18 protein-coding genes are annotated in these 25888 nt (G+C 40.4%); 8 read left to right on the forward strand and 10 right to left on the reverse strand.

Features of this window, described 5'->3' with window-relative positions; all coding sequences use genetic code 11:
* Positions 1 to 29: 29 nt before the first annotated feature.
* The 3 genes from gap to AACZ88_RS10500 form a co-directional block, all read right to left on the reverse strand.
* Positions 30 to 1031: a type I glyceraldehyde-3-phosphate dehydrogenase gene (gene gap, locus AACZ88_RS10490; RefSeq protein WP_339709642.1), complete on the reverse strand. Its 1002-nt coding sequence runs from the start codon at positions 1029 to 1031 to the stop codon at positions 30 to 32.
* Between the two features lie 23 nt (positions 1032 to 1054).
* Positions 1055 to 2041 (reverse strand): 6-phosphofructokinase, encoded by a 987-nt coding sequence (pfkA, locus tag AACZ88_RS10495; RefSeq protein ID WP_339709645.1) that lies wholly within the window; start codon positions 2039 to 2041, stop codon positions 1055 to 1057.
* 168 nt (positions 2042 to 2209) lie between these two features.
* The gene (locus tag AACZ88_RS10500) at positions 2210 to 6640 is read right to left on the reverse strand and encodes a translocation/assembly module TamB domain-containing protein (RefSeq protein WP_339709649.1); all 4431 of its coding nucleotides are present in this window, start codon (positions 6638 to 6640) and stop codon (positions 2210 to 2212) included.
* An 86-nt stretch (positions 6641 to 6726) separates the two neighbouring features.
* Here AACZ88_RS10500 and tsaD point away from each other — a divergent pair, with 86 nt between their 5' ends.
* From tsaD to AACZ88_RS10520, 4 genes are all read left to right on the forward strand, one after another.
* On the forward strand, positions 6727 to 7761 hold the full coding sequence (tsaD, locus tag AACZ88_RS10505) for a tRNA (adenosine(37)-N6)-threonylcarbamoyltransferase complex transferase subunit TsaD (protein ID WP_339709652.1): 1035 nt from the start codon (positions 6727 to 6729) through the stop codon (positions 7759 to 7761).
* A 163-nt stretch (positions 7762 to 7924) separates the two neighbouring features.
* On the forward strand, positions 7925 to 8665 hold the full coding sequence (locus tag AACZ88_RS10510; protein ID WP_339709655.1) for a class I SAM-dependent methyltransferase: 741 nt from the start codon (positions 7925 to 7927) through the stop codon (positions 8663 to 8665).
* Between the two features lie 10 nt (positions 8666 to 8675).
* Positions 8676 to 9014 carry a TfoX/Sxy family protein gene (locus AACZ88_RS10515; protein ID WP_339709657.1) on the forward strand — a complete coding sequence of 113 codons (339 nt, stop codon included), beginning with the start codon at positions 8676 to 8678 and terminating at the stop codon, positions 9012 to 9014.
* Between the two features lie 23 nt (positions 9015 to 9037).
* Positions 9038 to 10498 (forward strand): PQQ-binding-like beta-propeller repeat protein, encoded by a 1461-nt coding sequence (locus AACZ88_RS10520; RefSeq protein ID WP_339709659.1) that lies wholly within the window; start codon positions 9038 to 9040, stop codon positions 10496 to 10498.
* A gap of 52 nt (positions 10499 to 10550) precedes the next feature.
* Here the strand turns inward: AACZ88_RS10520 and AACZ88_RS10525 are convergent, their stop codons facing one another.
* From AACZ88_RS10525 to AACZ88_RS10545, 5 genes are read right to left on the reverse strand one after another with little or no spacing between them, the layout of a single operon-like run.
* On the reverse strand, positions 10551 to 11024 hold the full coding sequence (locus AACZ88_RS10525) for a hypothetical protein (RefSeq protein ID WP_339709661.1): 474 nt from the start codon (positions 11022 to 11024) through the stop codon (positions 10551 to 10553).
* Between the two features lie 8 nt (positions 11025 to 11032).
* Positions 11033 to 11386: a sigma-70 family RNA polymerase sigma factor gene (locus AACZ88_RS10530; protein ID WP_339710654.1), complete on the reverse strand. Its 354-nt coding sequence runs from the start codon at positions 11384 to 11386 to the stop codon at positions 11033 to 11035.
* On the reverse strand, positions 11387 to 11632 hold the full coding sequence (locus tag AACZ88_RS10535) for a hypothetical protein (protein ID WP_339709663.1): 246 nt from the start codon (positions 11630 to 11632) through the stop codon (positions 11387 to 11389).
* A 26-nt stretch (positions 11633 to 11658) separates the two neighbouring features.
* On the reverse strand, positions 11659 to 11886 hold the full coding sequence (locus tag AACZ88_RS10540; protein ID WP_339709666.1) for a hypothetical protein: 228 nt from the start codon (positions 11884 to 11886) through the stop codon (positions 11659 to 11661).
* A complete protein-coding gene (locus tag AACZ88_RS10545) occupies positions 11868 to 12251 on the reverse strand; it encodes a hypothetical protein (RefSeq protein WP_339709669.1) in 384 nt (127 codons plus the stop codon). Before AACZ88_RS10545 ends, AACZ88_RS10540 begins: the two co-directional genes overlap by 19 nt.
* A gap of 149 nt (positions 12252 to 12400) precedes the next feature.
* Here AACZ88_RS10545 and AACZ88_RS10550 point away from each other — a divergent pair, with 149 nt between their 5' ends.
* The 4 genes from AACZ88_RS10550 to AACZ88_RS10565 all read left to right on the forward strand — a co-directional run bounded on the left by AACZ88_RS10550 (position 12401) and on the right by AACZ88_RS10565 (position 16112).
* Positions 12401 to 13108 carry a 16S rRNA (uracil(1498)-N(3))-methyltransferase gene (locus AACZ88_RS10550; RefSeq protein WP_339709672.1) on the forward strand — a complete coding sequence of 236 codons (708 nt, stop codon included), beginning with the start codon at positions 12401 to 12403 and terminating at the stop codon, positions 13106 to 13108.
* Positions 13109 to 13171: 63 nt separating this feature from the next.
* The gene (locus tag AACZ88_RS10555; protein WP_339709675.1) at positions 13172 to 13822 is read left to right on the forward strand and encodes a DUF4159 domain-containing protein; all 651 of its coding nucleotides are present in this window, start codon (positions 13172 to 13174) and stop codon (positions 13820 to 13822) included.
* Between the two features lie 3 nt (positions 13823 to 13825).
* Positions 13826 to 14926: an AI-2E family transporter gene (locus tag AACZ88_RS10560; RefSeq protein WP_339709678.1), complete on the forward strand. Its 1101-nt coding sequence runs from the start codon at positions 13826 to 13828 to the stop codon at positions 14924 to 14926.
* A 73-nt stretch (positions 14927 to 14999) separates the two neighbouring features.
* Positions 15000 to 16112, forward strand: coding sequence for a class I SAM-dependent methyltransferase (locus AACZ88_RS10565; RefSeq protein ID WP_339709681.1), 1113 nt, complete (start codon positions 15000 to 15002; stop codon positions 16110 to 16112).
* A gap of 26 nt (positions 16113 to 16138) precedes the next feature.
* Here the strand turns inward: AACZ88_RS10565 and AACZ88_RS10570 are convergent, their stop codons facing one another.
* A complete protein-coding gene (locus tag AACZ88_RS10570; protein WP_339709684.1) occupies positions 16139 to 16855 on the reverse strand; it encodes a PHB depolymerase family esterase in 717 nt (238 codons plus the stop codon).
* A 221-nt stretch (positions 16856 to 17076) separates the two neighbouring features.
* Positions 17077 to 25878, reverse strand: coding sequence for a T9SS type B sorting domain-containing protein (locus AACZ88_RS10575; RefSeq protein ID WP_339709686.1), 8802 nt, complete (start codon positions 25876 to 25878; stop codon positions 17077 to 17079).
* Positions 25879 to 25888 lie beyond the last annotated feature (10 nt).

The raw sequence follows: 25888 nt of genomic DNA on the forward strand, positions 1-25888 counted from the left end.
TAAAATAAGATTAGAAGAATTAAATCTACTTACAAACTTGCAACGTGCTGGGTCAAATCGACCAATTTGTTAGAGAATCCGGCTTCGTTATCATACCAGCAAATCAATTTGAAAAACTTAGAGTTCAATTCAATACCTGCCCCTGCATCGAAAATACTTGTTCTTGCATCACTAACGAAATCTTGAGAAACAAGAGCTTCTTCGGTGTACCCGAGAATACCTTTCAAGTCGCCTTCAGAAGCATCTTTGAAAGCTTTCTTTACTTCTTCGTAAGAAGTCCCCTTTTCCAATTTAACGGTCAAATCGACAACGGAAACATCAGCTGTAGGTACTCTAAAAGCCATACCCGTCAATTTTCCTTTTAATTCAGGAATAACCTTGGTTACCGCAACCGCAGCACCTGTAGAGGCTGGAATAATATTCAACATGGCACTACGACCACCTCTCCAGTCTTTTTTGGAAGGTCCGTCAACGGTCATTTGCGTTGCTGTTGTAGCATGCACGGTAGTCATTAATGCTTCTTCAATGCCAAAATTATCATTCAACACCTTAGCCATTGGAGCCAAGCAATTGGTCGTACATGATGCATTTGATACAATAGTATCGGAAGCTTTAACCTCTTTATGGTTCACACCCATTACGAACATCGGAGCATCTTTGGAAGGGGCAGAAATCACCACTTTTTTAGCACCACCGTCGATATGGTATTGTGCAGTCTCCAAAGTAGTAAAAATACCGGTACATTCAGCAACGATTTCAGCACCTACCGCATCCCATTTAATACTCTTTGGATCACGTTCGGCAGTAATTCTAACTGTCTTGCCGTTTACAACAAGGTGGCCATCCTTAACATCAACAGTACCATCGAACTTTCCATGAACTGAATCATACTTCAACAAATAAGCTAGATGCTCAACATCCAACAAATCATTTATAGCAACAACATCAATGTCGCCCCGCTTTACGGTAGTTCTGAAAACCAATCTTCCTATTCTACCAAAACCGTTAATTCCTATTTTTAAATTTGACATTATTTCTCTTTTTTATTGATTAATTATGTTGTCATTATTTCTGAAACCCGCATGAGTTCCTTATCTATTTTTGTATGCCCTTTAATTGCCTTATTAATAGGAGTTAGAATCAATTTGTTATCTTGTATTCCAACCATCAGATTTGTTTTACCTTCCAGTAACGCTTCTACGGCCTTAACTCCCATTCGACTTGCCAAAACACGATCATAACATGAAGGAGACCCTCCTCTTTGCATATGCCCCAGTACAGAGACCCGTACATCATAGATAGGTAAATGCTCTTCGACGTATTCTTTGAGTTCAAAAACATTCTTTCCTGTTTTGTCACCCTCGGCAACAATGACAATACTTGAAGATTTACCCGATTTCTTACTGCGTTTTAACGATTCTAAAAGTCGGTCAAGACCTAAATTCTCTTCAGGGATCAAAATCTCTTCCGCACCAGCTCCTACACCGGCATTCAAGGCTATGTGACCAACATCGCGGCCCATGACCTCGACAAAGAACAATCTATTGTGCGAACTGGCGGTGTCCCTAATTTTATCAATGGCATCGACTACCGTATTCAGTGCCGTGTCAAAACCAAGTGTATAGGTAGTTCCGAAGATATCGTTATCGATTGTTCCCGGTATACCGATCACAGGAAAATCATACTCTTGATTAAAAATCATAGCACCGGTAAAACTACCATCTCCCCCGATTACAACAAAAGCATCAATTCCTGCTTCCAGTAATTTATCATGGGCTATTTTGCGTCCTTCCGGAGTTCTAAATTCTGTACATCTGGCAGATTTAAGAATCGTTCCTCCTTTATTAATGATATTATTAACGCTTCGTGCGTCCATAACCTTGAAGTCGCCTTCCATCATTCCCTCATATCCCCTGTAGATACCAACACATTCGACATTCATATAGGCACATGTGCGAACTACGGACCGAATCGCGGCATTCATTCCAGGAGAGTCACCACCTGAAGTAAAAACACCAATCTTTTTTATGCTTGAAGTCATCAAAAATTTTAAGCTAGCAAAATTAACAAACTTCTACCAAATAAGAAATTGTTGAAGTCCTTATTTTACGTGTTTATGCACGATAAAATCGTATCAAACGTTTTCGTTGATAAATTATCGGGAAGGTATGTTGGTTTTTAAGCATTTTAAGAAGCCTCTGTGCAATAATTATTTTATTCCGTTAGATTTCGCATAAAACCTCAAAAGGCTATCTTTCCCCATTACTGAACTAGGCACGGCCTGGGCTTTGGGTAAATCTTTTTTCGGCGATTTGTTCTTGTTTTTACTTAATATTTTGCGGAAGAGTTCTCTAAAAGTATTAAAGTCGACTTCGTAAGACAACCCAGCGCCTTGAGTGTACCCCTGACGCTCTGCCAAAAATGCCTGAATCTCACTTTCCCTATTGAAGAATTTCGCACTCAAAGTCCCTTCCTCATTCAACAAAAGCTCCAATTCAAAATCGCCGGCGACCACAGTTTCGCTGGCCCCTCCGACTGGCACCCCTACCCTACCATTGAACAAAATTCGATCACTAATTCGAGTAGATACAGTAACCCCTATTCTATTCTCCGTCTGAACATCGGCATTTCGATCAAGAATCCCCTGTTCATACGAAAGACCCAAGTTAAACTTATCATTGCTACCACCCAATACTTGGTTCAAAAGTCCGGAAGCGGATTGTAAAAGATTGCCCGTCACCGCCTGCTGATTAATGCCACTTTGACCACCGACAAAAGAACCTTGGGCCAAAAGAAAAAGAGCATTTCTTTCTTCAACAGTTGGATCTTGAAGGCGATATTCCAATTCTGACTGTACAATGGAATTAGTGCCTGGAAAATCTATGCCAAACTGAATATCGGGGCTCTCTAAATCATCAGTTAATTTTATGACCACCTCGGTAGGTATGCGTCGTGTACTTGAGTTCTCCAATAAAGGTGCCGGGTTCGCGTTCAGGGCGTAAACCGCTTCCATATTAAGTTGTGCTTTTAGCGGATCATTCTCCCAGTTAATTGTCCCTCCTGGCTTGACACTAAAAGTCTTATTGATTACCCCGCCAAACTTGTAATTGAACTCGCCAGTAACCACAACAAAATCACCATACATTTCAAATTTTCCGCGCGTATTTATACGAATTAGCAGCAGCCCTTCACCCGTTCCTTTTAAAGAACTACCTGTTTTTGGGTCTGTAACAATCTCTACCTCGGCATCGGGCGTAACGGCCAAATCGAATTCAAGCTCTAATCCTTGAAATTCATTTAATACCCGCTGATCCTCTATGGTTACCGCCTCATTCTTCTGAATAAAATTGATAAAGGAATAATCACCGACCGAAGTAACATCGCTGAGCGGGATCTTCAGTGAACTCCCTTTGGCCGTTTCGCCATCAAAGGCTATGGTAAGCGCCTTGGTCGAGCCAAAAATTCGCCCTTTGCCATTTACAAAACCAGTGCCATAATACAATACTTCCTCCTCAAAATCGGTATTCAAAATCAGCAACCTATCCCCCTTGGTATCAACATCAAGGTCTAGCACCCAATCTTTAAAAAATTTATGCTTTATTGTACCATCGAGGGTAGCCTTGGTTTTCTCTTCGACATCGGTCAGTGCAATATTTTCAAAATCAAAAGTTTGCTCATACAATCTTACTTTAGAGTTGGAGGCGAAGTCATAGTCTACATTCAAATAAGGAATACCGATGCCAGCATGGCTCAGATTCAACAATCCGTTCATTTCTGGATTATTAACCGGACCTGTTATTCGGGTGCTTCCATTTAAATCACCCCTAATATTACCAATAACACCGTCACCTAAAGGGGCAAATGGCTGTAGTTTAAAATCTCGGAAATTGATCAAAAGATTCGCTTCAGGGATATCTCCCTCATTAATAATATTACCTACTACGCCAAAATTTTCAACTCCCTCATCGGTTATTCTAGAATTCACGGTAAAATCGGTCAAATCCCTATTACCTACTATACCAATATTCAGGTCGCCTAATCGCATTCCATTGATAGAAAAATCTGCAATGGCCAGATTTGAAGACGGTAAATAAATATTATCCCTTTGCAGAACATTCAAAGTTCCGTTCACCTCTCCTTGCAGCTTTAAACTATCTATGGCCGGTGTTATCTTGTCTAAGGAAACTATTTTGAACTGTAGCTCAAGGTCTTTAAACGTAGAATCGGCCAACTGACCTTTTAAACGAATTTGTTCTTCCTGGCTATTGTTCATCACAATTTCTTGAATATTGATACTATCTAAAGTTCTGTTTACTATAACCTTATTCAAACTGTCACCATTCTTGTTCAAGATCCACTTGTTCCCTTTAAAACTGACATCAGAAGTTTTAAGACCTATGACGGATTTGTTCTTTTTATTGAATGTATGGTAAAAGTTAAGGTTGTAAGAATCGTTAAAGTCACTGCCCCCTTTAAATTCAGTTCTGAAAAACAACGTATCTTTTAATGTGGTATTAATCAGGTTAAAGTCTTTTACATCATAGTATTTATTCGAGAGGTCGCCAACAGACACGTAGGTATTAAACAAGGGGTTCTTATTATCTATTTTCAACTCAATACTATCTGCCTCATTGCCATATGCCGCAATTCTCGGCGATCTAAAGTTCAACTTAAAATCACCTTCGTCTGCAATAATATTCCCTTTAATAAAAGTATTGGGATCAAATGCGACCTCAGGAAAAAAGACATCAACTATCTTATTATATATTTTGAAGTTGAACGACAGGGTTTGACCACTTGAAATCACAAAGGGTCTATAGTTCGTATAAATACTACCCACAGAATTCTGTAACAATTTACCCAACTCCCTAACTCTAAAATTACCCTTCAAATACCCCGTAATAATGTCGGGTGAATTGATATCTATAATACGAACGGAATCGTTTTGAAAAGATGAACTAATTTTAAAATCCTCAAAATAATAGGTATCATTCTTATTTTGAAAATTGGTTTTGGTGAACTTTATATCCCCTACCAGATTATCTAAGGTATTACCAGTGACATCCATGGCCAAGTCACCCTTAAATATGGAAATACTATCATTAATAAAATTAAGCTTCCGTAAATCAGCGTAGTCGACCGATGCTATAAAATTGAAGTCATTACGTCTATCGGAAAAATCGGCAAGTCCTTTAAAGCTAAATCTCAGGTTTTCATCGGTACTAACCAGTAAGCCATCAAAAAGCTGGTCTTTTAAAATCCCAGATACTTTGATGTTTTTGTATTTATAATTATTGAAATTAACGGAATAAACCTGCCCTATAACTTCGGTATTCATGTCTTGGACAAAACCTTTGCCCTCAACATTAAAATCTAAATTAGCGGTGCCCAACTTGTTATTGTCAACAAACTCCCCCAGATCAAAATCGATCAAAGAAACAAAACCCTGATAAGTTGCATTGTCGATATTATCAATATCTGTTAGTTTAAGATCGGCATAGCTGCTACCTATGGCCGTATTCAAATTGACTTTGGCATCAATCGATGTTTCACTAATGATTGCATCGCCCCTTATCGTAAACTGACCAAACTTCTGAAATGATGATGGAAACGACTCTCCCAAAATATTGGGCATCAAAGAACGTAATTGATAGTAACTCGAGGTAACATTTTTCATTTGGGCATCCATCACAAAAGACTTTTGCTTGTTGAAAAGGTTTTTAAAATTGAAGTCACCTCTGATACCGGTATTATCAGATTGTAAAAAAAGGTTCTCGCCGACAAAGTCGTTCAAAACTCCGCTTACCTTGGAAGAAAAATTCACTACTTTTCCTTTTCCGAATTGGTTGTATAGGAGATTTATTTCATCTAAAGCAATAGTCGATTCATTAAACTCGGCATTCAGTTTGACCTTGTTCACAAAGTCTGCAAAATCTTTTCGCTCGTAATTAAAGACCAGACCTCCCTTAATATTAGATTCCGCCGTTTTAATATTCAACGAATCAAAACGCATCATCTGCTTGGTGTATTTAAAATTCGTTGCCAACCTATTGACCACAATACCCCGATTACTATTGAACGACATATCTTGAATATCAGTGGTTACCTCGGGACCCAAGATCTGAAAATCTTTGGCTGAAATATTCAAACTTTCAAAATCTAAAATTCTACTGTGTTCAAAATTTTCATCGATCAGCACAAAAGTACTATTGGCAATTTCAACGTCGGAGGAAGAGAAAAAGAAAGGATCAGTACCTGGCTTTCTAGGCTTTCCATCATCTAATTTATCTATAAAGACCTCTAGATTCGTATTCTTGTCGTCTTGGTACGTTCTAAGCTTGAAGTTAAGTTTATTAATGCTAATGTCTCCGAATTGCAACTTACCTTGAAGTAAATTACGCATACTCATAACCGAAGTAACGAGTTCATCGACATAGAAAAGTGTATCTTTTTTATAGTCTCTAATATAAATTCCTTCTAAAGACGTATCCCATGAGATCAGTGAAATCCTAAGCTTATCAATATTGATATTTGTTTGGAATTTTTTATTGATCGAATTGGTTGCATACGTTGCAAAACCGGTCTGTACCACCGGCAAGGATAGTATAATCGTGCCCAAAACACATATCAACAGAAACACCAGCAGTGTTCTGATCAGTATTTTTCTAAGTTTTTTGATAGGGCTTTATGTTTTACCTTTGTGTACCAATTTTTATTCCAAACCTTGTGGAAAATAAAACTATTTATATTCTTGCAATTGAATCATCTTGTGATGACACCTCCGCTGCCGTTTTAAGCAATGATAAAACACTAAGCAATGTTGTTGCCACTCAAAAAATTCATGAGGAGTACGGGGGTGTCGTACCCGAACTTGCCTCAAGAGCACATCAGCAAAATATTGTTCCTGTTGTACACCAAGCATTATTAAAGGCAAATATCGACAAAAAACAATTATCAGCCATAGCATTTACACGCGGACCAGGACTAATGGGTTCTTTGCTCGTTGGCACTTCGTTTTCGAAATCACTTGCCTTGGGTTTAGAAATTCCCTTAATCGAGGTGAATCATATGCAAGCGCATATTCTGGCCCACTTTATTAATGACGAAAGCACTCCCAATCGACCTGTTTTCCCCTTTTTGGCAATGACCATCAGCGGCGGCCACACGCAGATTGTCTTGGTCAAAGACTATTTTAAGATGGAGGTATTGGGACAAACTTTAGACGACGCCGTTGGCGAAGCCTTTGATAAGAGTGCTAAAATATTAGGGCTTCCCTATCCCGGCGGACCTTTACTTGACAAATATGCGCAGTTGGGCAACCCGAAGGCTTTTATTTTTCCCAAACCGAAAGTGGCAGACCTTAATTTCAGTTTTAGTGGACTGAAAACAAGCATTCTCTACTTTGTTCAGCGTGAAACGAAAAACAATCCTAATTTTATTCAAGAAAATCGAAACGATATTTGTGCATCTATACAATATACTATTGTTAAGATTTTAATGGATAAATTAAAAAAAGCGGTTAAAATAACGGGTATTAACCAAGTTGCCATAGGCGGCGGGGTTTCCGCCAACTCCGGTATTCGCAGCGCCTTAAAAATCGCTGAAAAAAAAGAAGGGTGGACTACCTATATACCCAAATTCGAATATTGCACCGATAATGCCGCAATGATAGGTATAGTTGGGTATTTAAAATATAAAAAGGGGAGCTTTACCCAACAAGACATATCGGCCAAGGCCAGATACTCAATACAAGAGTCTTAAGCCACATCGGCTGCATCAAAGCCAAAAATCTAATGTACATAAAGACTAATCGCATTGATTGAGCGTTAGTAATTTTTGTGGATTTCGGTCTGGATGCCTATTTTTTGAGGTTCCATAAATCCATTTTATTTATTAAATTCGAAATGAGATAATTGTACTATTTATGGATAATACTTCTAAAAATCGAAACAAAGAGCTCTATTCAGAACACATGATAGATAGCACCATATACCGGAAGAATATTTCTCCTGCGGAAAAAGCCGTGCTAAAAAAATACTTGACCAATACCGATAAAAAAGTTATCGAGGCAGGCGCCGGCGGAGGAAGACTTACTTTTTATATTGAAGAATTTGGTTTTAAAGATATTACGGGTTTTGACATTGTCGAAGAAATGATGGATTATGCCCAAAAAGAGGCAACAAAAAGAGCATCTAACATTAAGTTTATCGCTGCGGATGCATCAGACCTGAAAATGTTCGAAGATGAAACATTCGATTATTTAGTTTATGCACAGCAGGTACTGTGCTTCGTACCCAAAGAATTATTTCACAAATCTCTAGAAGAGGCCTATCGCATTGCCAATACAGGAAGCTTAACCATATTTACTTTTTTAGATTTTGACTCGAAAAGCTACAACCCGCTTCTCAGTATCTGCGCCAATTTTTTAAGAAAACTGCGTGGCGAAGAGGTTTCTAAATATCATCTGCCTTGGTTAAAACTTAATAACACCCAATTCAACTGGAAACTATTGAACAAAGACCAACCGAGTATTTATTGGGTAAAAAAAGCAGATATAATTAATCAATTAAAAGCTATTGGGTATACTATTATCGAAGCTAACAAAGGTTCCGAAATTGTACCGAATGGCAGCAAAGGGGTACTCTATGTAATCTGCGAAAAATGAATAAAGGAAGATGGCGTTCGATCAAGAATTAGCAAAGAGAATACGAGCGGCCTTACAGTCTTTTCCTCTTGAGGAGCAAGAACATTTTAATGAAAAGAAAATGTTCGGTGGTCTCGCCTACCTCTATAAGGGCAAAATGACCGTCGGAGTCGTAAAAACAGACCTTATGGTTCGGGTGATAAGCACAAAAATGAATAATGTCTTACAATTGGACCATGTACGGCCTATGGATTTTACTAAGCGCCCCATGAAGGAATTCGTGTATGTCTCCGAAAAAGGAATGATTTCCGAAGAACAACTTCAACATTGGATTGAACTAGGACTGGAACACGCCAAAAATAAGTTGTAAATTTACGGTGTATTTCCCAACAAATGAGCTATTCTAAATATCCAGTTCAAATAACCATTCTGACCTTATTTTTCTGTTTATATTTCAGCCATGCCCAACAGTCATGGTTAAAAGAAATTCCGAATATTGGATCCTTTTCTTCCCCGCGTATTGCCGACCTGAATGCCGACGGTATCGGTGATATTATTTTAGGAGCAGGCAGCGTAGAACTACAAGCTAGTGATTCGGCGGTTATAGCGATCAATGGTAAAAATGGCGATATGCTGTGGCACGTTTCGGCAAAAGATCAAATTTTTGGATCGGCAGCACTACTTGATATCAATGGTGACACCATATTGGATGTGTTCATCGGGGGGCGATCAGTAGAATTTATGGCCATCGACGGAAAGTCAGGTAAGGTACTCTGGCGATTTAAAAAACCCAAAGACCAAGAAAACGAGTGGTTTAATTTTTACAACCCCCAATTTATACCCGATCAAAACAATGATGGGCAGCAAGATATTTTGGTTTCGAACGGGGGCAATGTACAGGTTGAAGCATATGACCCAAACCGACCCGTTGGATATTTAGCTATTTTAAACAGTAGAGATGGGACCGTAATACAAAGGGCGGCCATGCCCGATGGCAAAGAAACCTATATGTCGGTGTCAATCTTGCCAGATACTATACAGACGAACAAAACAGTGATTTTCGGTACGGGTGGCGAAACCATCGGAGGCAATCTTTATGTGACCTCAATTGCCGAAATAAAATCGGGCGATCTTTCCCGTTCCATCATGCTGTGCTCAAGTAAAACCAATGGTTTTGTGGGCCCTGCCGTTTGGGTTGATATTACGCGAGACGGCATTCATGACATCGTCGCCAATGCTGCCGACGGTCGTTTAATGGCTTTTGACGGAGATACCTACAAGCTGATTTGGAGTGTAAACATGCCTAATACCGAAGCCTATAGTTCCATCGCCGTCGGTAATTTCATCGATGACGACATCCCAGACTTTTTTACTTCGTACGCCCAAGGAAAATGGCCTGACCTTGACTGGTCTAAGCAATTTATGGTCGACGGAAAAAACGGTCATGTAATGCTGCAAGACTCGTTGGGCTTTTACCAGATGAGCTCACCAGTAGCCGTAGACCTCAACAATGACGGCCATGACGAGGTTTTAATGCCTATAAATTATCAGGTATTTGACAGCCTGAACCTAAAATATTTTTACAATGATCTGGCGGTCATTGAATTTACCAAAAAAAAGGTGACGAAACTAAATCTGAATAATGAAGGACACAACGTAGCGTCTACACCTTGGGTGGGCGACCTAGACCATAACGGTTTTTTAGATATCATCTATATACATGGCACCAACGTAAAACAAACCTTTACGTTTGACGGGTTACAGGTCAATAGAATCGATACCGATATTCCTGTTGCGCAGCAACCTAAATGGGGCAGCTACATGGGCAGTAACTATAATGGGGTGTTTGATTGATATGTTAAAACATTTAGAGTATTGAAACATTCAAAAAGTTCAGAATACCAAACTATGGCACTATAATCTCCACATTCAAACAGGTTTCATCTAAATACATATATTGGTTCATTTCCTCAAAATTTGGTATTTGCCTTACATCCATAGCGATAGTGCCCTCGTCCATGGTGATGACAGACTTCAAGAATAAAAATCCCGCAAATACAAAGATGATCCCGAATACCGCATATTTAAAAATCGGTAACGATGCGCCACCAAATCTTAAACTGGGGAAATCAGGCAAAAACGATTTCAAAAAATGTCTTTGATACTTTTTTCGGTAACGCCGGCGTAAATCCTTCCCCGTTTCATATGAAGGAGCTACATCTTTATAGTCGCCATCAAACAAAAGTTTAGTACCCCCTAGCAGCTCCCTGAAATCGTTGTAATCAGATTCAGAAACAACACTCAAAACATAAGCTTTCTCTTCTATCGAAAGAGCCTTGAAGGCTTTCTCCAAAAGCAATTTCTCTAATTTTTCTTCCATCTATCTTCTTAACTATTTTCGATTCGACCTTTAAATTGCCGTAATTTCTTTGCAAGTTTTTCAATCGCATAAAACAGCCTAGACTTGACCGTACCTTCTGAACATTGCATTAACACGCCTATTTCCTTTATCGTAAGACCTTCTTGATGCCGCAAAACAAACGTAAGCCCGTGTTTATCATCCATTTTCTGCAATTCGTTTTCAAGGCATTCTGAAAATGAATAAAAATCAAAGTCCCTTTCAAAACTGGGGTTTATAATAACTTGCCGTGAGCTGTCTTTAGCATAATTATCCCTTTTTATTCTCCCTAAGGTATTTTTACGATATTCGTTTTTACATTGATTATAGGCTACTACATAAATCTAGGTCGAAAACTTCCTATCGGTATTGAATGCCGTAGGATCCTCTATTATTTTTAAGAATAAATCTTGCGAAAAGTCTTCGGCCCGCTCTTTGTCTTGATATAATCTTTGATAAAAGAAAAACAGCATTTTTTTACCGTATCTACGATATAGCTCAGCAAAGGCCTTCTCCTTTCCCTTTGCAACATACGACATAAGCTCTTCATCAGAAAGTTTTCTATAGATAGGAGGGGTATGATATGCCAAGGCTAATTTTCTTCTGAATTACATGTTTATTGTTCGAAATCGGTATTGGTAGGGCTACTCAATTGCATGCCTCTAGACTTGTTGGTCGTCTCCGAATCTTTTGCTATGACTTCGAACGCAAAATCATCTAACCACACTTGCCCCGGTCCATTGACCAGAACTCCATAAGCTATCAAACTACTTTCCGAAGGAACATCAAGAATAATTTCGTATTTTTTCCAGCCAATTGCCCCCTTTATAGGTCTGTCTTGCATATTATCAAAGCTAAGTGCTTTTTTGTGTCGCCATCCACGCGCATCCACATACCGGCCCATTTTTCCACATTGGATGACCTGATATACCCCGTCAGTTTTACTCTCTTGCCTAAATAATCCTTGGGCGTAAACTGCTGCATTATGGTGCCAAATTTACCCTGCGGAATCTTTCGATCTGATGATTTTAAAAACCCTACGGTACCGTTACGCTGCGCATCATTTTCTCTTCCGATTTCATAAGATTCCGGACTACTTCCTGCCAAAAACCACCCCTTTATATCTTCAGACGACACTGTAAACGACATCATTGTTACCCCTAGAACCAGAGACATTACCCCTATTGTTTTACTAACCACTCTTTTCATTTATTGATTTTTTACTGATTATACTTTTTACCTAGATTTGTACTATAGTACACATAAATTACGATTCGGTTCATTTTTTTTATAACATCCTGTCAAGTAGGTTGTTTTTAAAATTGATTGAAAATCAAAAAAACATACACTTTGTTCCCATGCAACTATTTTACAATGCTTCTTTAGATAATAGTATTTCACAAATGGTCTTTCCCATAGAGGAAAGCAGACATATTATAAAAGTGCTCCGCAAAAAGGAAGGTGACACACTTCATATCACTAATGGAGAGGGTGATCTTTTTGAAGCGGAAATAGTCGATTCAAACCCAAAAAAATGTAAAGTTCAAGTAATTTCTCATGACAAAAAACATCCCAGCAAGCATTGGTTGCACATGGTCGTCGCGCCAACTAAAATGAATGACCGCTTTGAATGGTTCTTAGAAAAAGCTACCGAAATAGGCATAAACGAAATTACACCGATCATATGCGAACAATCGGAAAGAAAGGTTGTTAAACCCGAACGGTTACAGAAAGTAGTGCTATCGGCGATGAAACAATCCCTACAGACTTATCTTCCCAAATTAAACCCAGCGGTCAGTTTCAAAGATTTTATAGAACAAAGTAGGAGCGGTCTTTTATTTATCGCCCATTGTGAAGAGGATGAAAGAACTGAACTAAAACGTTGCGTAGCGCCTGACAAAGATCTGACAATTTTAATAGGCCCCGAAGGAGATTTTTCACGAAGGGAGATAACCATGGCACGTGAAAAGGGGTTTGTGCCCGTTTCTCTTGGCAGAACACGACTGCGTACCGAAACAGCGGCTATTGTGGCCTGCACTACGATAGCCCTCATTAACAATGGCTGAATTAAAAAAATTTCAGCTTTAGAATGCTTAAATTTGATACGGTTTAATTTTGTTCAAACAACTATGAGGTTTCCTGTGTACCATATTCTTTTGATTTTCATTTTAATTACCGGCGGGCTTTATGGGCAAGAACTCGCCATTCTTAAGTATAAAGGTGGAGGTGACTGGTATTCCAACCCTACGGCACTACCAAACCTCATAAAATTCTGTAATGAAAATATCGGTACCGAGCTCGATGAAAAATCAGAGGTAGTCGAAGTGGGCGATATTACTATCTTTCAATACCCATTTTTACATATGACCGGACACGGCAATGTAGTTTTTTCCCAAGAAGAGGCCGACAATTTGAGGGATTACCTATTATCGGGGGGATTTCTACATATTGATGACAACTATGGCATGAAACCCTATTTACAGAAGGAATTGACAAAAGTATTTCCTAACAAGGAATTGGAAGAATTAGGAGCCGACCACCCCATTTTTTCAGAAGCGTATAAATTCCCGGAAGGCCTTCCCAAAATACACGAACACGACGGGGAACGCCCCCAAGCCCTTGGCATATTTAATGAGAATCGGTTGGTATTATTATTTACTTTCGAAAGTGACTTGGGTGATGGTTGGGAAGACCCAGCCGTACATAATGATCCACCGGAGGTACGTGAAAAAGCACTGAAAATGGGAGCAAACATAATAGCCTATGCATTTAAAAACTAACCTATGACTTCAAAAGCCATCTCTCAAGGAATTTTAAGAGCCGTAGGCATTTTGATTGCAATTGCCCTGTTACTCTATTTCTTATACCAAATTCAATCGGTGTTGGCCTACTTGGCCTTTGCTGCGGTTATAGCACTTATTGGTCGACCTATTGTCTTTTTTCTAAGAAGGAAAATGAAGCTACCAAATACCCTGGCAGTGATTATTACCATGATATTGATGATTAGTGTGATCGGGGGCATCATAGCGCTGTTCGTTCCTCTAATAACCGAACAAGGCAAAAACCTTTCCCTTTTGAATATTGATGCGTTACAGCAAAATTTGAATGCCCTATACACCGAGGTTACTGAGTATCTGGGTGCGTCACCACAAGTAGTCAACGAGCTTATCGAAGAATCGGATATCGAAAAGAATATTCTTCAGGGTTTAAACATCGGGTTCATCCCCAACTTCCTAAACTCTTTCCTTAACACCTTGAGTACTTTAAGTATCGGACTGTTCTCCGTGCTTTTTATTTCCTTCTTTTTCTTAAAGGACAGCAAACTTTTTCAACGTGGTATTTTAGCCTTTGTCCCGAAAAACAAAGAAACGGGTACGGTAAAATCAATTGATAAAATCAACAATCTCTTATCACGATATTTTGTCGGGCTGTTGTTGCAAATCTTTGTGCTTTTTGTCATCTACACCATTACCCTAGTTATTGTAGGAATAGAAAATGCCATTGTAATAGCTTTCCTATGTGCTCTCTTTAATATTATTCCTTACGTCGGCCCCATAATCGGCGGGGTCATTATGATCGTGCTCACAATGACTAGCAACTTAGGCCTTGATTTTAGCACCGTAATCTTACCTAAAACAGGATACGTTTTAATCGGATTGGCTGTCGGCCAGTTGGTCGATAATTTCTTTTCCCAACCCTTAATTTTCTCTAATAGTGTTAAATCACACCCTCTTGAAATCTTTCTTATCATCATTATCGCCGGACTCCTTTTTGGTGTCGTCGGAATGATCGTTGCGGTACCAGGTTACACCGCCATCAAAGTAATTTTAAAGGAGTTTTTTGCAGAAAATAAAATTGTAAAATCCCTGACCCATAATTTATAGTTTTACTTTGAATAAAGAAATATTAAATACTGGTGTACAATACTTTATAAATGAAAATTACAATACTGACATCATGTCAGTATTACTAAAAAAACCTGTTTTCGCTGGCGTTTCCCAAAAAGAACTTGCCGAACAGTTGGAAGCCAAAAAAAAATGCCAGCACAAGTTGCCGCTTTGGTTTGAAACCCCTCAAATCTACTATCCCAAAAAACTAAATATCGAACAAACTTCTTCGGAAGAGACAGCCCGTTACAAAACCACAATAACCGAGGGAAAGTCACTAGTAGATCTTACCGGAGGTTTTGGAGTAGACAGTTACTTTTTCGGTCAAAAATTCAACACTGTTTTTCATTGTGAATTGAATTCGTGTCTTTCAGAAATTGTTGCCCATAACTTCAAAATCCTTGACGCAAAAAACATTGAAATAATTTCAAACGACGGACTAAATTTCCTACAAGAAGAAAATCATCATTTTGATTGGGTCTATGTAGATCCCTCCCGCAGAAATGACCTTAAAGGAAAAGTTTTTAGGCTATCGGATTGTTCACCCAATGTAGTGGATCATTTAAAGCTACTTTTTCGTAAAACAGAGAATGTATTACTAAAAACTTCACCGCTTCTCGATATATCGGCGGGCATTGCTGAACTACGTTTTGTCAAGGAAATTCATGTGGTCGCGGTCAATAATGAGGTCAAGGAATTACTTTGGGTGCTCAAAAAGGACTTTTCCCAGACAATAACAATCAAAACAATCAACCTCAAGAATTCTAAAAATGAAATTTTCAATTTCAAATGGGGGAATGAAAAAAAGACAGTTTCGAACTACTCCCAGCCCTTGGTCTACTTGTATGAACCAAATGTGAGTATTCTAAAATCAGGTGCTTTCAAATTAACAGGAAATGCGTTTAGCCTATTCAAGCTACATGAACACACGCATCTATACACTTCTAACGAATTGGTTTCCTTCCCGGGAAGGCGCTTTAAAATACTCGCCAGTGTTCCCTACAACAAAAAAAAGCTTCGAGCCATGAAAATTGAAAAAGCCAATATTACCCTTAGAAATTTTCCAGAAAGCGTAAAATCGATTCGAACTAAATTTAAAATTAAGGATGGCGGGGAAACATATCTCTTTTTCACCACTGACCACGAAGGGAAATATGTTGTTTTAGAATGCGCAAAGGCTTAATATAAAACCTCGCTGAACTGCCAGCTTTAGTTCTTACGTTCTTGTTGAACGAACCAGTCATAAAGTTCTTCCGTATTGTAGGCCTTCACCCATGAATTGTGCCCTACCCCAGGGTATCTTGTAAATTTGACATCATAGCCCATTCCCTTCAATCTATCGACCATATTTTCCGATTCTGAAAACGGTATTGATTTATCTTCTTCACCATGAAAAACCCATATGGGCATATTTTTATCGATCCAATTCGCATACGGTAAAGGAGCCATTCCACAGACTACCGCCATTGCCGCAAACTTCTCAGGGTATTGCACGGCAAGTTCCCAAGCAGCGCCTCCCCCCCTGCTGAGACCTGTAAGGTAAATTCTATTTTGGTCCACCCTATTATTTCGCACAATAGTATCGAGCAATTGTACCACTGCCGTCGTATTCCACCATTTCTTTTTATGTGGATTCTGTGGCGCCAGAATCAAAAAAGGAAATTGCTTGCCTTGTGCAATAAGTTTAGGAGGGCCACTCTCTTTCAAAATACCTAAACTATCCACCCCGGCCTCACCACCGCCATGTAAAAATAGGAGTAAAGGAAACTTCTCATCATCTTTAGATTCATAGTTATCAGGATAGTACAGATAATACCGCAAATTTTCGGTAACCACAATCTCCAGCTTATCTTCAATCAAATGTGATTGTCCGGCACAGCCTTGAATCAAAACCGTAAGAACCAAAGTCAGAAAAGGAAATTTCATGAATTATGTTGTCAAATTTGGCAATAAGATACATAAAAATAGAAGCCAATAAAAAGCGTGTCGCAATGAGAATAACTGCTATTTTGCCATATTTCATTCAACATCTTGAAACACAAGAAAAAAAAATAAAAAGAAATGATCCGTTTTGGGGGGAACTCATTATCCACGGACCACTTCTTTTACTTTAATATCATAAAACACTCCAGACCATCACCAAAAAATTATCTGTATAGGGTAAAATGGCCTACATAGCGTAACTTACTTTTATCATTGGCATTGACTACATACCAATAATCACCTGTAGGTACATTATGGCCTTCGTAGGTACCATCCCAGTTCATCACCTGATCTAATACGGCAACAACCCGACCATACCGGTCGTAAATCTTCACTTCTATATTCGGAAAGAAGTCCCTGTTTTTCGGAAACCAAACATCGTTGTTATTATCACCATCAGGCGTAAAGAAATTAGGAATTTCCAACATTCCCGTAAATTCAAAAGGAATTGTTACACTGGCCACACAGCCATTCTGATCCCGTACCTCAACCGTAACTGTGGTACTTTCATTGGTGGTGAATACATTTTCCGTTCCGGTAGATTCCCCTTGGAAGAAAAATTCATATCCTCCATATCCGCCTTCGGCACTTGCTGTGAGCTCATTGGCAGCTGTCTTTATTGCTGTTAATGTTAATGGATCATAAGACTCAATGTTAAATGTCACATTGTTTACACAACCATTTTCATGGTAAATATAGACCGTATGATCGCCTGCAGGCAAATCACCCCAAACACGTTGCGTATCGGCTATATTAATATCATCAACATCTAAAGAGAATAGTAATTGGGGCATTACGCTATTATCCTGCATCTCAACCGTTACTGTGCTATTTGGAAAAATACCTTCACAACCATATTGCACAATAGGTTCTGCCATGAGGTCTACACCCATTCCGATAGTAAACACTTCCGTTGTAGCACAAAGATTTACATCTTGAATATAAAGAGCATATGATGCGCCACCTTGGAGGTTTCCGATAGTCTGTCCATCGTATGGAGCAAACATGCCCGTACCTGTTTCATTTACTGGAGCAATCATCTCTATTTTATATTCATAATAAGGTGTCGAACTTACAGAAATATCATTAAAAGGAGTCCCCCCCGTCACATTAAAAGTTACCGTTCCGTCACTTGCATCGATACACAGTTCTGGAGTTGTTTCCAAATTTGTGACTTGCACAATTTCTGGCTCGTGAACAGGAACTTGGAAAATTTGGGGACAGCCTTCTGCATCCTGTGCTAAAACCGTATAGAACTCCCCTACAGGTTTAGCGGGTAGATCCCGAAAAGTAAATACCATCGGATTATCCGGGTCGCTAAAAAATTCGCTGAGATTTGGCTCTATTGCAAACTGCACAAGTCCGGCGGTTGCACTAGTAACCGTCATGGTAATCTCACCGTCTTCAGCACCATTACAGGTTACATCTGAACTACTTGATTCAATTATCACCGGTTCTGCGGGAGCAATACTAAATGGACCCTCAACAATGCCACAATTCTGGCGGCTGATAACGGAAATCCAATAATCGCCCGAATCTAAGTTTTCAAAAGTACCATAATCTTGTACGGCCCTACCATTGTAAGTCGGCAAAAATTCGGCAGCAAATGCGTCAGATCCCGGATCGGTATCATAAATACGGAATTCATAAATACCGGTTCCTCCATTTGCTATAGCTTCGATTCTTCCATCTACCTCATAAGCGCACGAAATATCAAAAGTTGGCGATGTCGGATCTAAGGTAAGTGGATCGGCATCGGTAATGGTAATACCATTGGTACTACGGGCCAAGCAAGAACTTAGAGACCCTACCTTTTGCACCTCAAAACGATAAGATGACCCAATTGTACCTGGGATTCCCGTTTTTACGGGGTTTCCGTCTACAGCATCGATTTCATCGATCGGCTTCCAAGGATCGGCAGGATTGTTATACTCCCTATATTCATAGGTGCCACCTTGCGGATTATTCACTTTAATTTTCATCGTAGCAATATTGCCACAGGCTGGAACTGAAGTTTGAATCAAAGCCGGACTTATTGGTGGTGGTGGTATCACCCTTAAAGGTGCGGTGACCGTACCACAATTCGATGTAGAAACTACCTCGATAGCATACCATCCTCCCGAAATTACACCGGTACCCGCTGCTCCTACAAAATCAGGATTTGCCTGATAACCTGTGGACGAGGCTATATCTGTATTATCATTACTGTTCAAATGTAATAATCGGTATTGATAGCCTGCTCCAGGTATACCTCCAATAGCTCCCGGGGTTGTTGTTCCCGGCTCTACTGCCACAATTACGGCATCGCTGCCCTGAGGGCACTCAAGTTCTCTGGTTATTATAGCTTCTGCCTCAATTTGGGGAACCTCCATAAGCTCTCGTTCCATGTCGGCTGTACAGCCTTCGGCATCACGAACGGTAACGCGGTAATTTCCACTGGAAAGCCCTGTGAATTGATCATTGGTTCCATTGGCCGCAAAGGTACCATATGTGGCATGAGGCGCAAAGCCACTGCCTACCGGGTTTTCGTATTCGAGCATGTATTCATAGGCAGAACTATCCCATCCACCCTCTGCTGTGACGGTTATTTCCCCAAGATCGTCCGAACACCCTACACGGCCTACTTCGGTCATAGTGGTGATCAAAAGCTGTCCGCTCGGAGTGCGAATATTCAATAAATTGCTAAACGCCTCACATTTGGGATCATCAATTTCTTTGACCACAACACGTAAATTTCCACCAGGTAGTCCCGAAATGGTTTCCGGATTCGTACTTGTATTTAAATCACCCGAACCTAAAACGGTGCCAAAAGCCCCTCCGCTAAAACCAGGATCATTTGCGTAATAAACATCGTAATGATAAGCCCCAGTAAAATTCGAAACGTTGATATTCACTAGTGCATCGCTCGTTCCGAAACAGCTGACGGGTTGCGATTCACTAATTGTTATTACAGGTAGTACGGGTTCACTCACAAAATATGCTTCGATAGGGTATGTACATCCTCCATTATCGTTTATCTGTAATCGATATTCCCCGGTTACCATTGGCAAATCAAATTCGACAAAACTGGCACCGCTGACAACCTGATCGGCAACAAAGGCAGTAGATGACCCTTGATCTTCAATCGTAAAATCAGTCGACCCTACCACATCGATACGAATTCGCTCGGGATCTTCACAGTTCATAGGAGCTATCTGTGTAATTGTAGCAGTTACCGCTGTTGGAGCCAATACCGTTACAGAATCACTAAACTCGCACCCGTTTGAGTCGATTGCGTATATTGTGATAACTTGATCAGATCCTGTGTCTACAATTAAAAAATCTGAACTGGACTGATAACTATCGCTTAGGTTAATTTTATAACCATTAGGAGCTCCGTTTCCTACACTTGTCACTACGGCAGAAACTGTTGTAGTGCTAAATCGATTTGCACCGGGTTCACAAACCAAAGTTCCTGCAATAGCATCGATTTCAAAAACTGGTGGCTCATTTATATCTACCTCGACTTGATCCGTACAATTTCTATCGGTAACCACCTCGACAACATAAGTTCCAAGACCTAAACTCTGAAAAGAACCTGAAGCATTTGTAACTATTGGAGTTGGGCTTGGTGGCAAAGGCAATGTGCCACTATATAGATTATATTCTTTTATATTCGGATTGAGGTTAGGATCTGCATCAACAACCAAAGAAACATTGATGCTTCCATCAGCAGCTCCATTACAACTAATATCTGTAGCTCCAACATCATCAATAACGGGTTGAATAGGACGCTCACGAATAATATCATCAACAAGAAAGGTACAGTTATTCACTCCATCATCCACCTGATTGTCTGTTATTTCCACCTGATAATCACCTGATGGCATGTTTTCAAAAACACCATCATTATTAGGGTCGGTAATACTAATGGGGTTGCCAAGAAAGTCATTCCCGGTCAACACATAGGTAAAATCTCCGCTGCCGCCATCTGCATTGATTGTTATTATACCATCAGAATCTTCACAAGTTGGCTCTGAAGTATAGTCTCCCGAAGCAGATAAAACTTGATAGACCTCAGCAACAACATCTACATCACAACCATTCGCATCTATGACATTAACAGGATAAGACCCCACACTGTTTACGGTAAATACGGCCTGCGTTGGTGTACCGGGAGTGTAGGCCGGTGTTTGACTAATACCGTTCAAAGTGAATGTAGGCGTATCAATGTCGCCTCCCATTTCGAGAGTAATGGTAAATCCGCCGACCGGTGTAGTCACATCACATTGATTATTTACACTAATTGTTGGATCAGGCAAATCAGGATTGAGCTGTATTACCGCTGCCGAAATTCTATAGGCACAATCATTAAAATCTTTGACCCAAATATCATAGTCAATTCCTGGTGCTAGGGCACCCGGTAAGGCAACTGTAGAAGCATCACTAAAGTCATCGGAGGGGTCCGACGGTGTCAACGTACCATCATTATCAACGGCATTTCCGGCAGGAACAAAAGCATATAAATATGGACTACCTGTAGGAAACGGAGTTCCACCACTACCACGTACCGTTAATTGACCCAACTCATTACAATTTGCGTTTTGATTATCTATAACATCAACTCTCGGCGTATTCAAAATAGCTTCATCTTCATCACCGGCAGTACAACCAGTTGATTCGGTTACAGCTATACCATAACGTCCGGATGGCGCTGTAATAGCTGAAGCAAGGGTAGTATCGAAGGAACCAGTAACATTATAAACCTCAGCACCGGTATCCAAATTTGTAATAACAACATCATAAGGACCCGTACCGGATGAAATGGTATAGTTCAGGCCAATATCACCATTTCTACATGTAGCTCCATCTACATCTAGTGTTACGCCAGGCCCCGGTCCATCGGGCAATGTTATTACTTCGGAATAAATACAACCTGTATTTACGTCGCGAACGTCGACCGTATACGAAACACCAAATAAAAGTCCCGTAAAACAATGGTTTGAAGGCGGACTGTTCGGTGCGGTCCAGCCAACATTAGGATCTGGATCGGTCAGGCGTATTTCATAATTCAAAGGCAAGGTACCACCAGTAATGTCAACACATACAGTGGTGCCCAAAGGAGCACATACTGCTGGAGGCGGTGGATATGTAGGGTTAATATCCAAAGTGGCCGAGTTTATAGTAATTGGTTCAATATCCCTACACCCTCTTGAATCTAAAATAATCACCTGATAGTTTCCTGGCGCCAAGCTCGAATGAGTAATAGACAAAGGCAAATCACCTGGGGTTATATCATTTTGGGTCACATAAGGGTTGCCAAAGTTATCTTCGATTATTACTGTATAGTCAGGACTACCCGGTGTAATACTATTAATAGTCACTCCTCCTGAAAGTGCACCTGAACCACAGGTGGCATCGATGGGAGTTACGGTCGCATCTGGAGATGCCGTAGCGTCAGCCACCACACTTATTGGAATTACCGCAGTAACACAATTTCTATCGTCTTTTACTACATATTCATAATCTCCCGCGGCCAAACCTGAATAGATTGTTTGGGAAGAATACGAATAAACGGTACCTGGGGTTGGATCTGGGCTAATATTTGGATCTAACGGGTTGGACCTGAGCTCTCCTACTGGTGCGAAAACAACTTGGAAGGGAGGAACCCCTGAGGAAACTGTGGGTATTATCTCTACAAAACCACTATTTGGATCCCCACAACTCGGTCCCACAATTCGATGCGTAGCCATAATATTGGTAGGTTCTGAAAATGTAATAGGTTCTGAAGTTGTGGTACATCCATTAATATCAGTTACGCTTACACGATAATCACCATGGTCACCATAAGGAATCGTATGCGAAAAAGAACCTGATGGTAAAGTAACTCCATTATACCCGGCTACCGGAGTAAAAGGATTGGGAGCCACATCTCTATATTCAATGGTGTATGAAGTAGCGGCTAAATTTGAAATATCACCTCCATTTATGGTGACATCCATTTCCCCATCACCACCACAAGGAATTTCATTAGCAATATCAAGGGTAACCTGAATCTGCGGAGGGATGGTAATAGGTGCTAGTTGATCCGAACAGTTGTTGGCATCAACCACCTCCACCGTGTAGGTGCCCGGAACTAGTCCAGTAAATGTCGGACTGGCCTGCAATGATCCTGAATTTATTCTATATTGATGGCCTGCACCGCCACCTGTAGAAGATACCGTAATAGAACCGTACTCTGGTGTTGGGGTAGCTATGGGATTATAGCAGTACGAGGCACTAACCAAAGAAATGGAAGGAGATTGTAATGCCGTTAATGTAAACCGGGTTTCAGCCTCACAACCCTCAGAATCTATTACCGTAAGAATGTATTCCCCTTCTGCTGTCAAGTTACCAAATGTTCTACCACTCTTAGGCCCTTGAACGGTTGTCGAAGGTGCTGGCCACTCTAATTGATACTTATATCCACCAAAACCGCCATTGCCAGTGGCTTGCACCCTGCCCACATTTCCGTTCTGGCAACTCATTTGGGTTACATTTGGTGTAACGTTAAGTGGTGTTGCCGCCTCTTCAACATCAAAAGAAGCCGTTGAGGTACAATTTGTATCATTATCGGTTACTGTAATCTCATAAGTACCTGCCCCTAGCCCTGAAATCGGAATCTCCAAATCACTACTCGTTCCACTGGTAAATACTGTAGTCGTACTAGAAGGAGGTGGCGTTGTTCGGTTAATGGTATAGTTAAAATCCGTCCCCGGACTATCTATTTCAAACCCATCGATTAAAAAAGCCCCGGTACCATCAGTTGCCGAAGGACATACCTTTCTGTCTCCTCCCGATTTAACCTGCGCCCTTATAGAACTAAGACCACCAGTGGTGAAACTTGCGGGATACACACAACCATTAGCATCAGTAATCTCAAATTGGTAAGCCGTATCTAAAACTAACCCGTTAAAAACATTCCCTGCCTGCGTAATGGTAGGTGCGGGTGAAATGACTCCATATTGGGTAATGGCTACTGTACTGGTCACATTTATAGTCACCCTACTCGTACCTGCGGCACAATCTAAATCATCTTGCAAAAAATTAATGGCAGATGGCGGATCCGGATCATTCACAGTAATAGGAGGCAATGCCTGATAACAGTTGGCGTCGTCTCGAACATAAGGAATATAAGTACCTGGCAGTAAACCTGTGAAATTTGTACTTGACTGATAATTAACATTGTCAACACTATACTCGTATCCAGTACCAGAACCACCAGTAGTTGGAGCAAAATCGATTATAGCACCACCGTTCGCACAGGTATAATCTTGCGTCAAACTTGCGCTACCCGTTAGCCCCCCATCGGAAGTCACCGTTACGGGCGGTAACGACAAAACACATGTAAACCCTCCCTGTGAATATTGAACCTCAACTATATTATAGGTGTCGTCTGCAACAGGTATGATTTGAGAGGAAGTCCAAGGGTCACCTGCATTATTCGTTGCCCTAAACTCTAAATTGAACCCCTTGGGATCAGTGACCGTGAATTCAACCTTCCCTCCACCATTGGTACAAGTGCCTAAAATAGGCCCAGCAGTAACATCCGGCGGGTCCAATAATGCAACATATTCAGATTTTTCGGCCGTACATCCTTGATCATCTGTAATATAAAAGGTATATGTTCCCGGAGAAGTTACGTTATACGTACTAGTACCCGTGAAAGTTCCTCCTGAATCCCCGCCATCGCTAACCGTATAACTATAAACACCTGAGCCACCTGTTGCCGAAATATCAATATCAACACTCTCAACGCCCGATGGCGGAGGACAACCGAAACTCATACCATTAGTATCACTGGTCACGGTTATTGGAGATAAGCCTGTACCTATTGCAATAGGATTTCCGCTAGTATCATTGTATTGGATCGGAGCAGGAATACCGTTAGGGATATCTTCTTTACACTCGTTGGTTTCAACCTTAACCGCGTAAGTTCCTTCACTTACGGCACTAAACGTATGCGTGTTGCTGGAAATGGTCGAAGTAAATTCTATTTCGGCACCATATTCATCCAACAAAGTATACACATAAGGCCCGGGCACTTCAGGATTTACCATTACATCGATGCTTCCTGTTTCACCGCTACAGACCGGATTTGTAAAGGTTACATCAATTTGAATATCAACTTGTCTAACTTCAATAACATCATACAAATACTCACAAACCTGACCATCAATATTCAATCGTGCCTGAACGGTATAAAACCCAGGATTCAAATCGGAAAAAATCGAAGAGGATTGATAGGGACTAAAACCACCTGAACCTTCCCTAATTCGAAATTGGTAGTTATTTGGAAGCCCCGTAAGCTCTATTCGCCCCGGGTTGTTACAAATAAAATCTTTCTTGGTAAATGTTTGATTAATCGTACTCTTTACAACTTCAAAGTAGTAATAGGCACCAGAACCGTTGACACGCACCCTAAATTCAGCCCCGGTTGTAGAAGATATTGAAGAAGCGTCTAAATCAAAGCTCGAGTCAGACGTAACATGTGTATAATTTGCGCTATTGGTGTTTGGGCATTCTAAATTCGTATCTGCAGGAGCACCGGTCAACCGTTCCCAAGTAACATCCCCATACGGACCACCGGAAAGTGTAATATTTCTATCATCAGAGTCACCACACAAAATAAACCGGGCAATCGTAAAACCGTTATTGGTGCAATTAACGATATCGTCGGCACCTTCAATAATCGTTGCGAATGTCGCGGTACTCATTGCCGCATCCATTTCTTGATTATTTGATATTGCAGACTTCGCCGAAGCGATTTCAGACGAATTCCTTTTTACGTCGACTTTCTTGGCTATTGTTGCTTCAATATCCAAAACCGAGGTTATCCCTTCAAAAATATCAAAGACCCTAGGGTTTGCTATAGCCGAGGTACATATTGCCGAAAACATCAGCAATAATACAGCATACAGAAAATGCCGTGTTTTTTTTGGGAGCATAGGTTAAGTT

Origin of the sequence: uncultured Kriegella sp., from assembly GCF_963975415.1 — a bacterium.
In the GTDB taxonomy this organism is placed as follows: domain Bacteria; phylum Bacteroidota; class Bacteroidia; order Flavobacteriales; family Flavobacteriaceae; genus Kriegella.

Excerpts from the sequence above, each read along its gene's own strand:
- gap (WP_339709642.1), bottom strand. The coding sequence starts at position 1,031 with ATGTCAAATTTAAAAATAGGAATTAACGGTTTTGGTAGAATAGGAAGA.
- pfkA (WP_339709645.1), bottom strand. The coding sequence starts at position 2,041 with ATGACTTCAAGCATAAAAAAGATTGGTGTTTTTACTTCAGGTGGTGAC.
- AACZ88_RS10510 (WP_339709655.1), top strand. The coding sequence starts at position 7,925 with ATGGATAATACTTCTAAAAATCGAAACAAAGAGCTCTATTCAGAACAC.
- AACZ88_RS10515 (WP_339709657.1), top strand. The coding sequence starts at position 8,676 with ATGGCGTTCGATCAAGAATTAGCAAAGAGAATACGAGCGGCCTTACAG.
- AACZ88_RS10520 (WP_339709659.1), top strand. The coding sequence starts at position 9,038 with ATGAGCTATTCTAAATATCCAGTTCAAATAACCATTCTGACCTTATTT.
- AACZ88_RS10525 (WP_339709661.1), bottom strand. The coding sequence starts at position 11,024 with ATGGAAGAAAAATTAGAGAAATTGCTTTTGGAGAAAGCCTTCAAGGCT.
- AACZ88_RS10540 (WP_339709666.1), bottom strand. The coding sequence starts at position 11,886 with ATGCAAGACAGACCTATAAAGGGGGCAATTGGCTGGAAAAAATACGAA.
- AACZ88_RS10545 (WP_339709669.1), bottom strand. The coding sequence starts at position 12,251 with ATGAAAAGAGTGGTTAGTAAAACAATAGGGGTAATGTCTCTGGTTCTA.
- AACZ88_RS10550 (WP_339709672.1), top strand. The coding sequence starts at position 12,401 with ATGCAACTATTTTACAATGCTTCTTTAGATAATAGTATTTCACAAATG.
- AACZ88_RS10555 (WP_339709675.1), top strand. The coding sequence starts at position 13,172 with ATGAGGTTTCCTGTGTACCATATTCTTTTGATTTTCATTTTAATTACC.
- AACZ88_RS10560 (WP_339709678.1), top strand. The coding sequence starts at position 13,826 with ATGACTTCAAAAGCCATCTCTCAAGGAATTTTAAGAGCCGTAGGCATT.
- AACZ88_RS10565 (WP_339709681.1), top strand. The coding sequence starts at position 15,000 with ATGTCAGTATTACTAAAAAAACCTGTTTTCGCTGGCGTTTCCCAAAAA.
- AACZ88_RS10570 (WP_339709684.1), bottom strand. The coding sequence starts at position 16,855 with ATGAAATTTCCTTTTCTGACTTTGGTTCTTACGGTTTTGATTCAAGGC.
- AACZ88_RS10575 (WP_339709686.1), bottom strand. The coding sequence starts at position 25,878 with ATGCTCCCAAAAAAAACACGGCATTTTCTGTATGCTGTATTATTGCTG.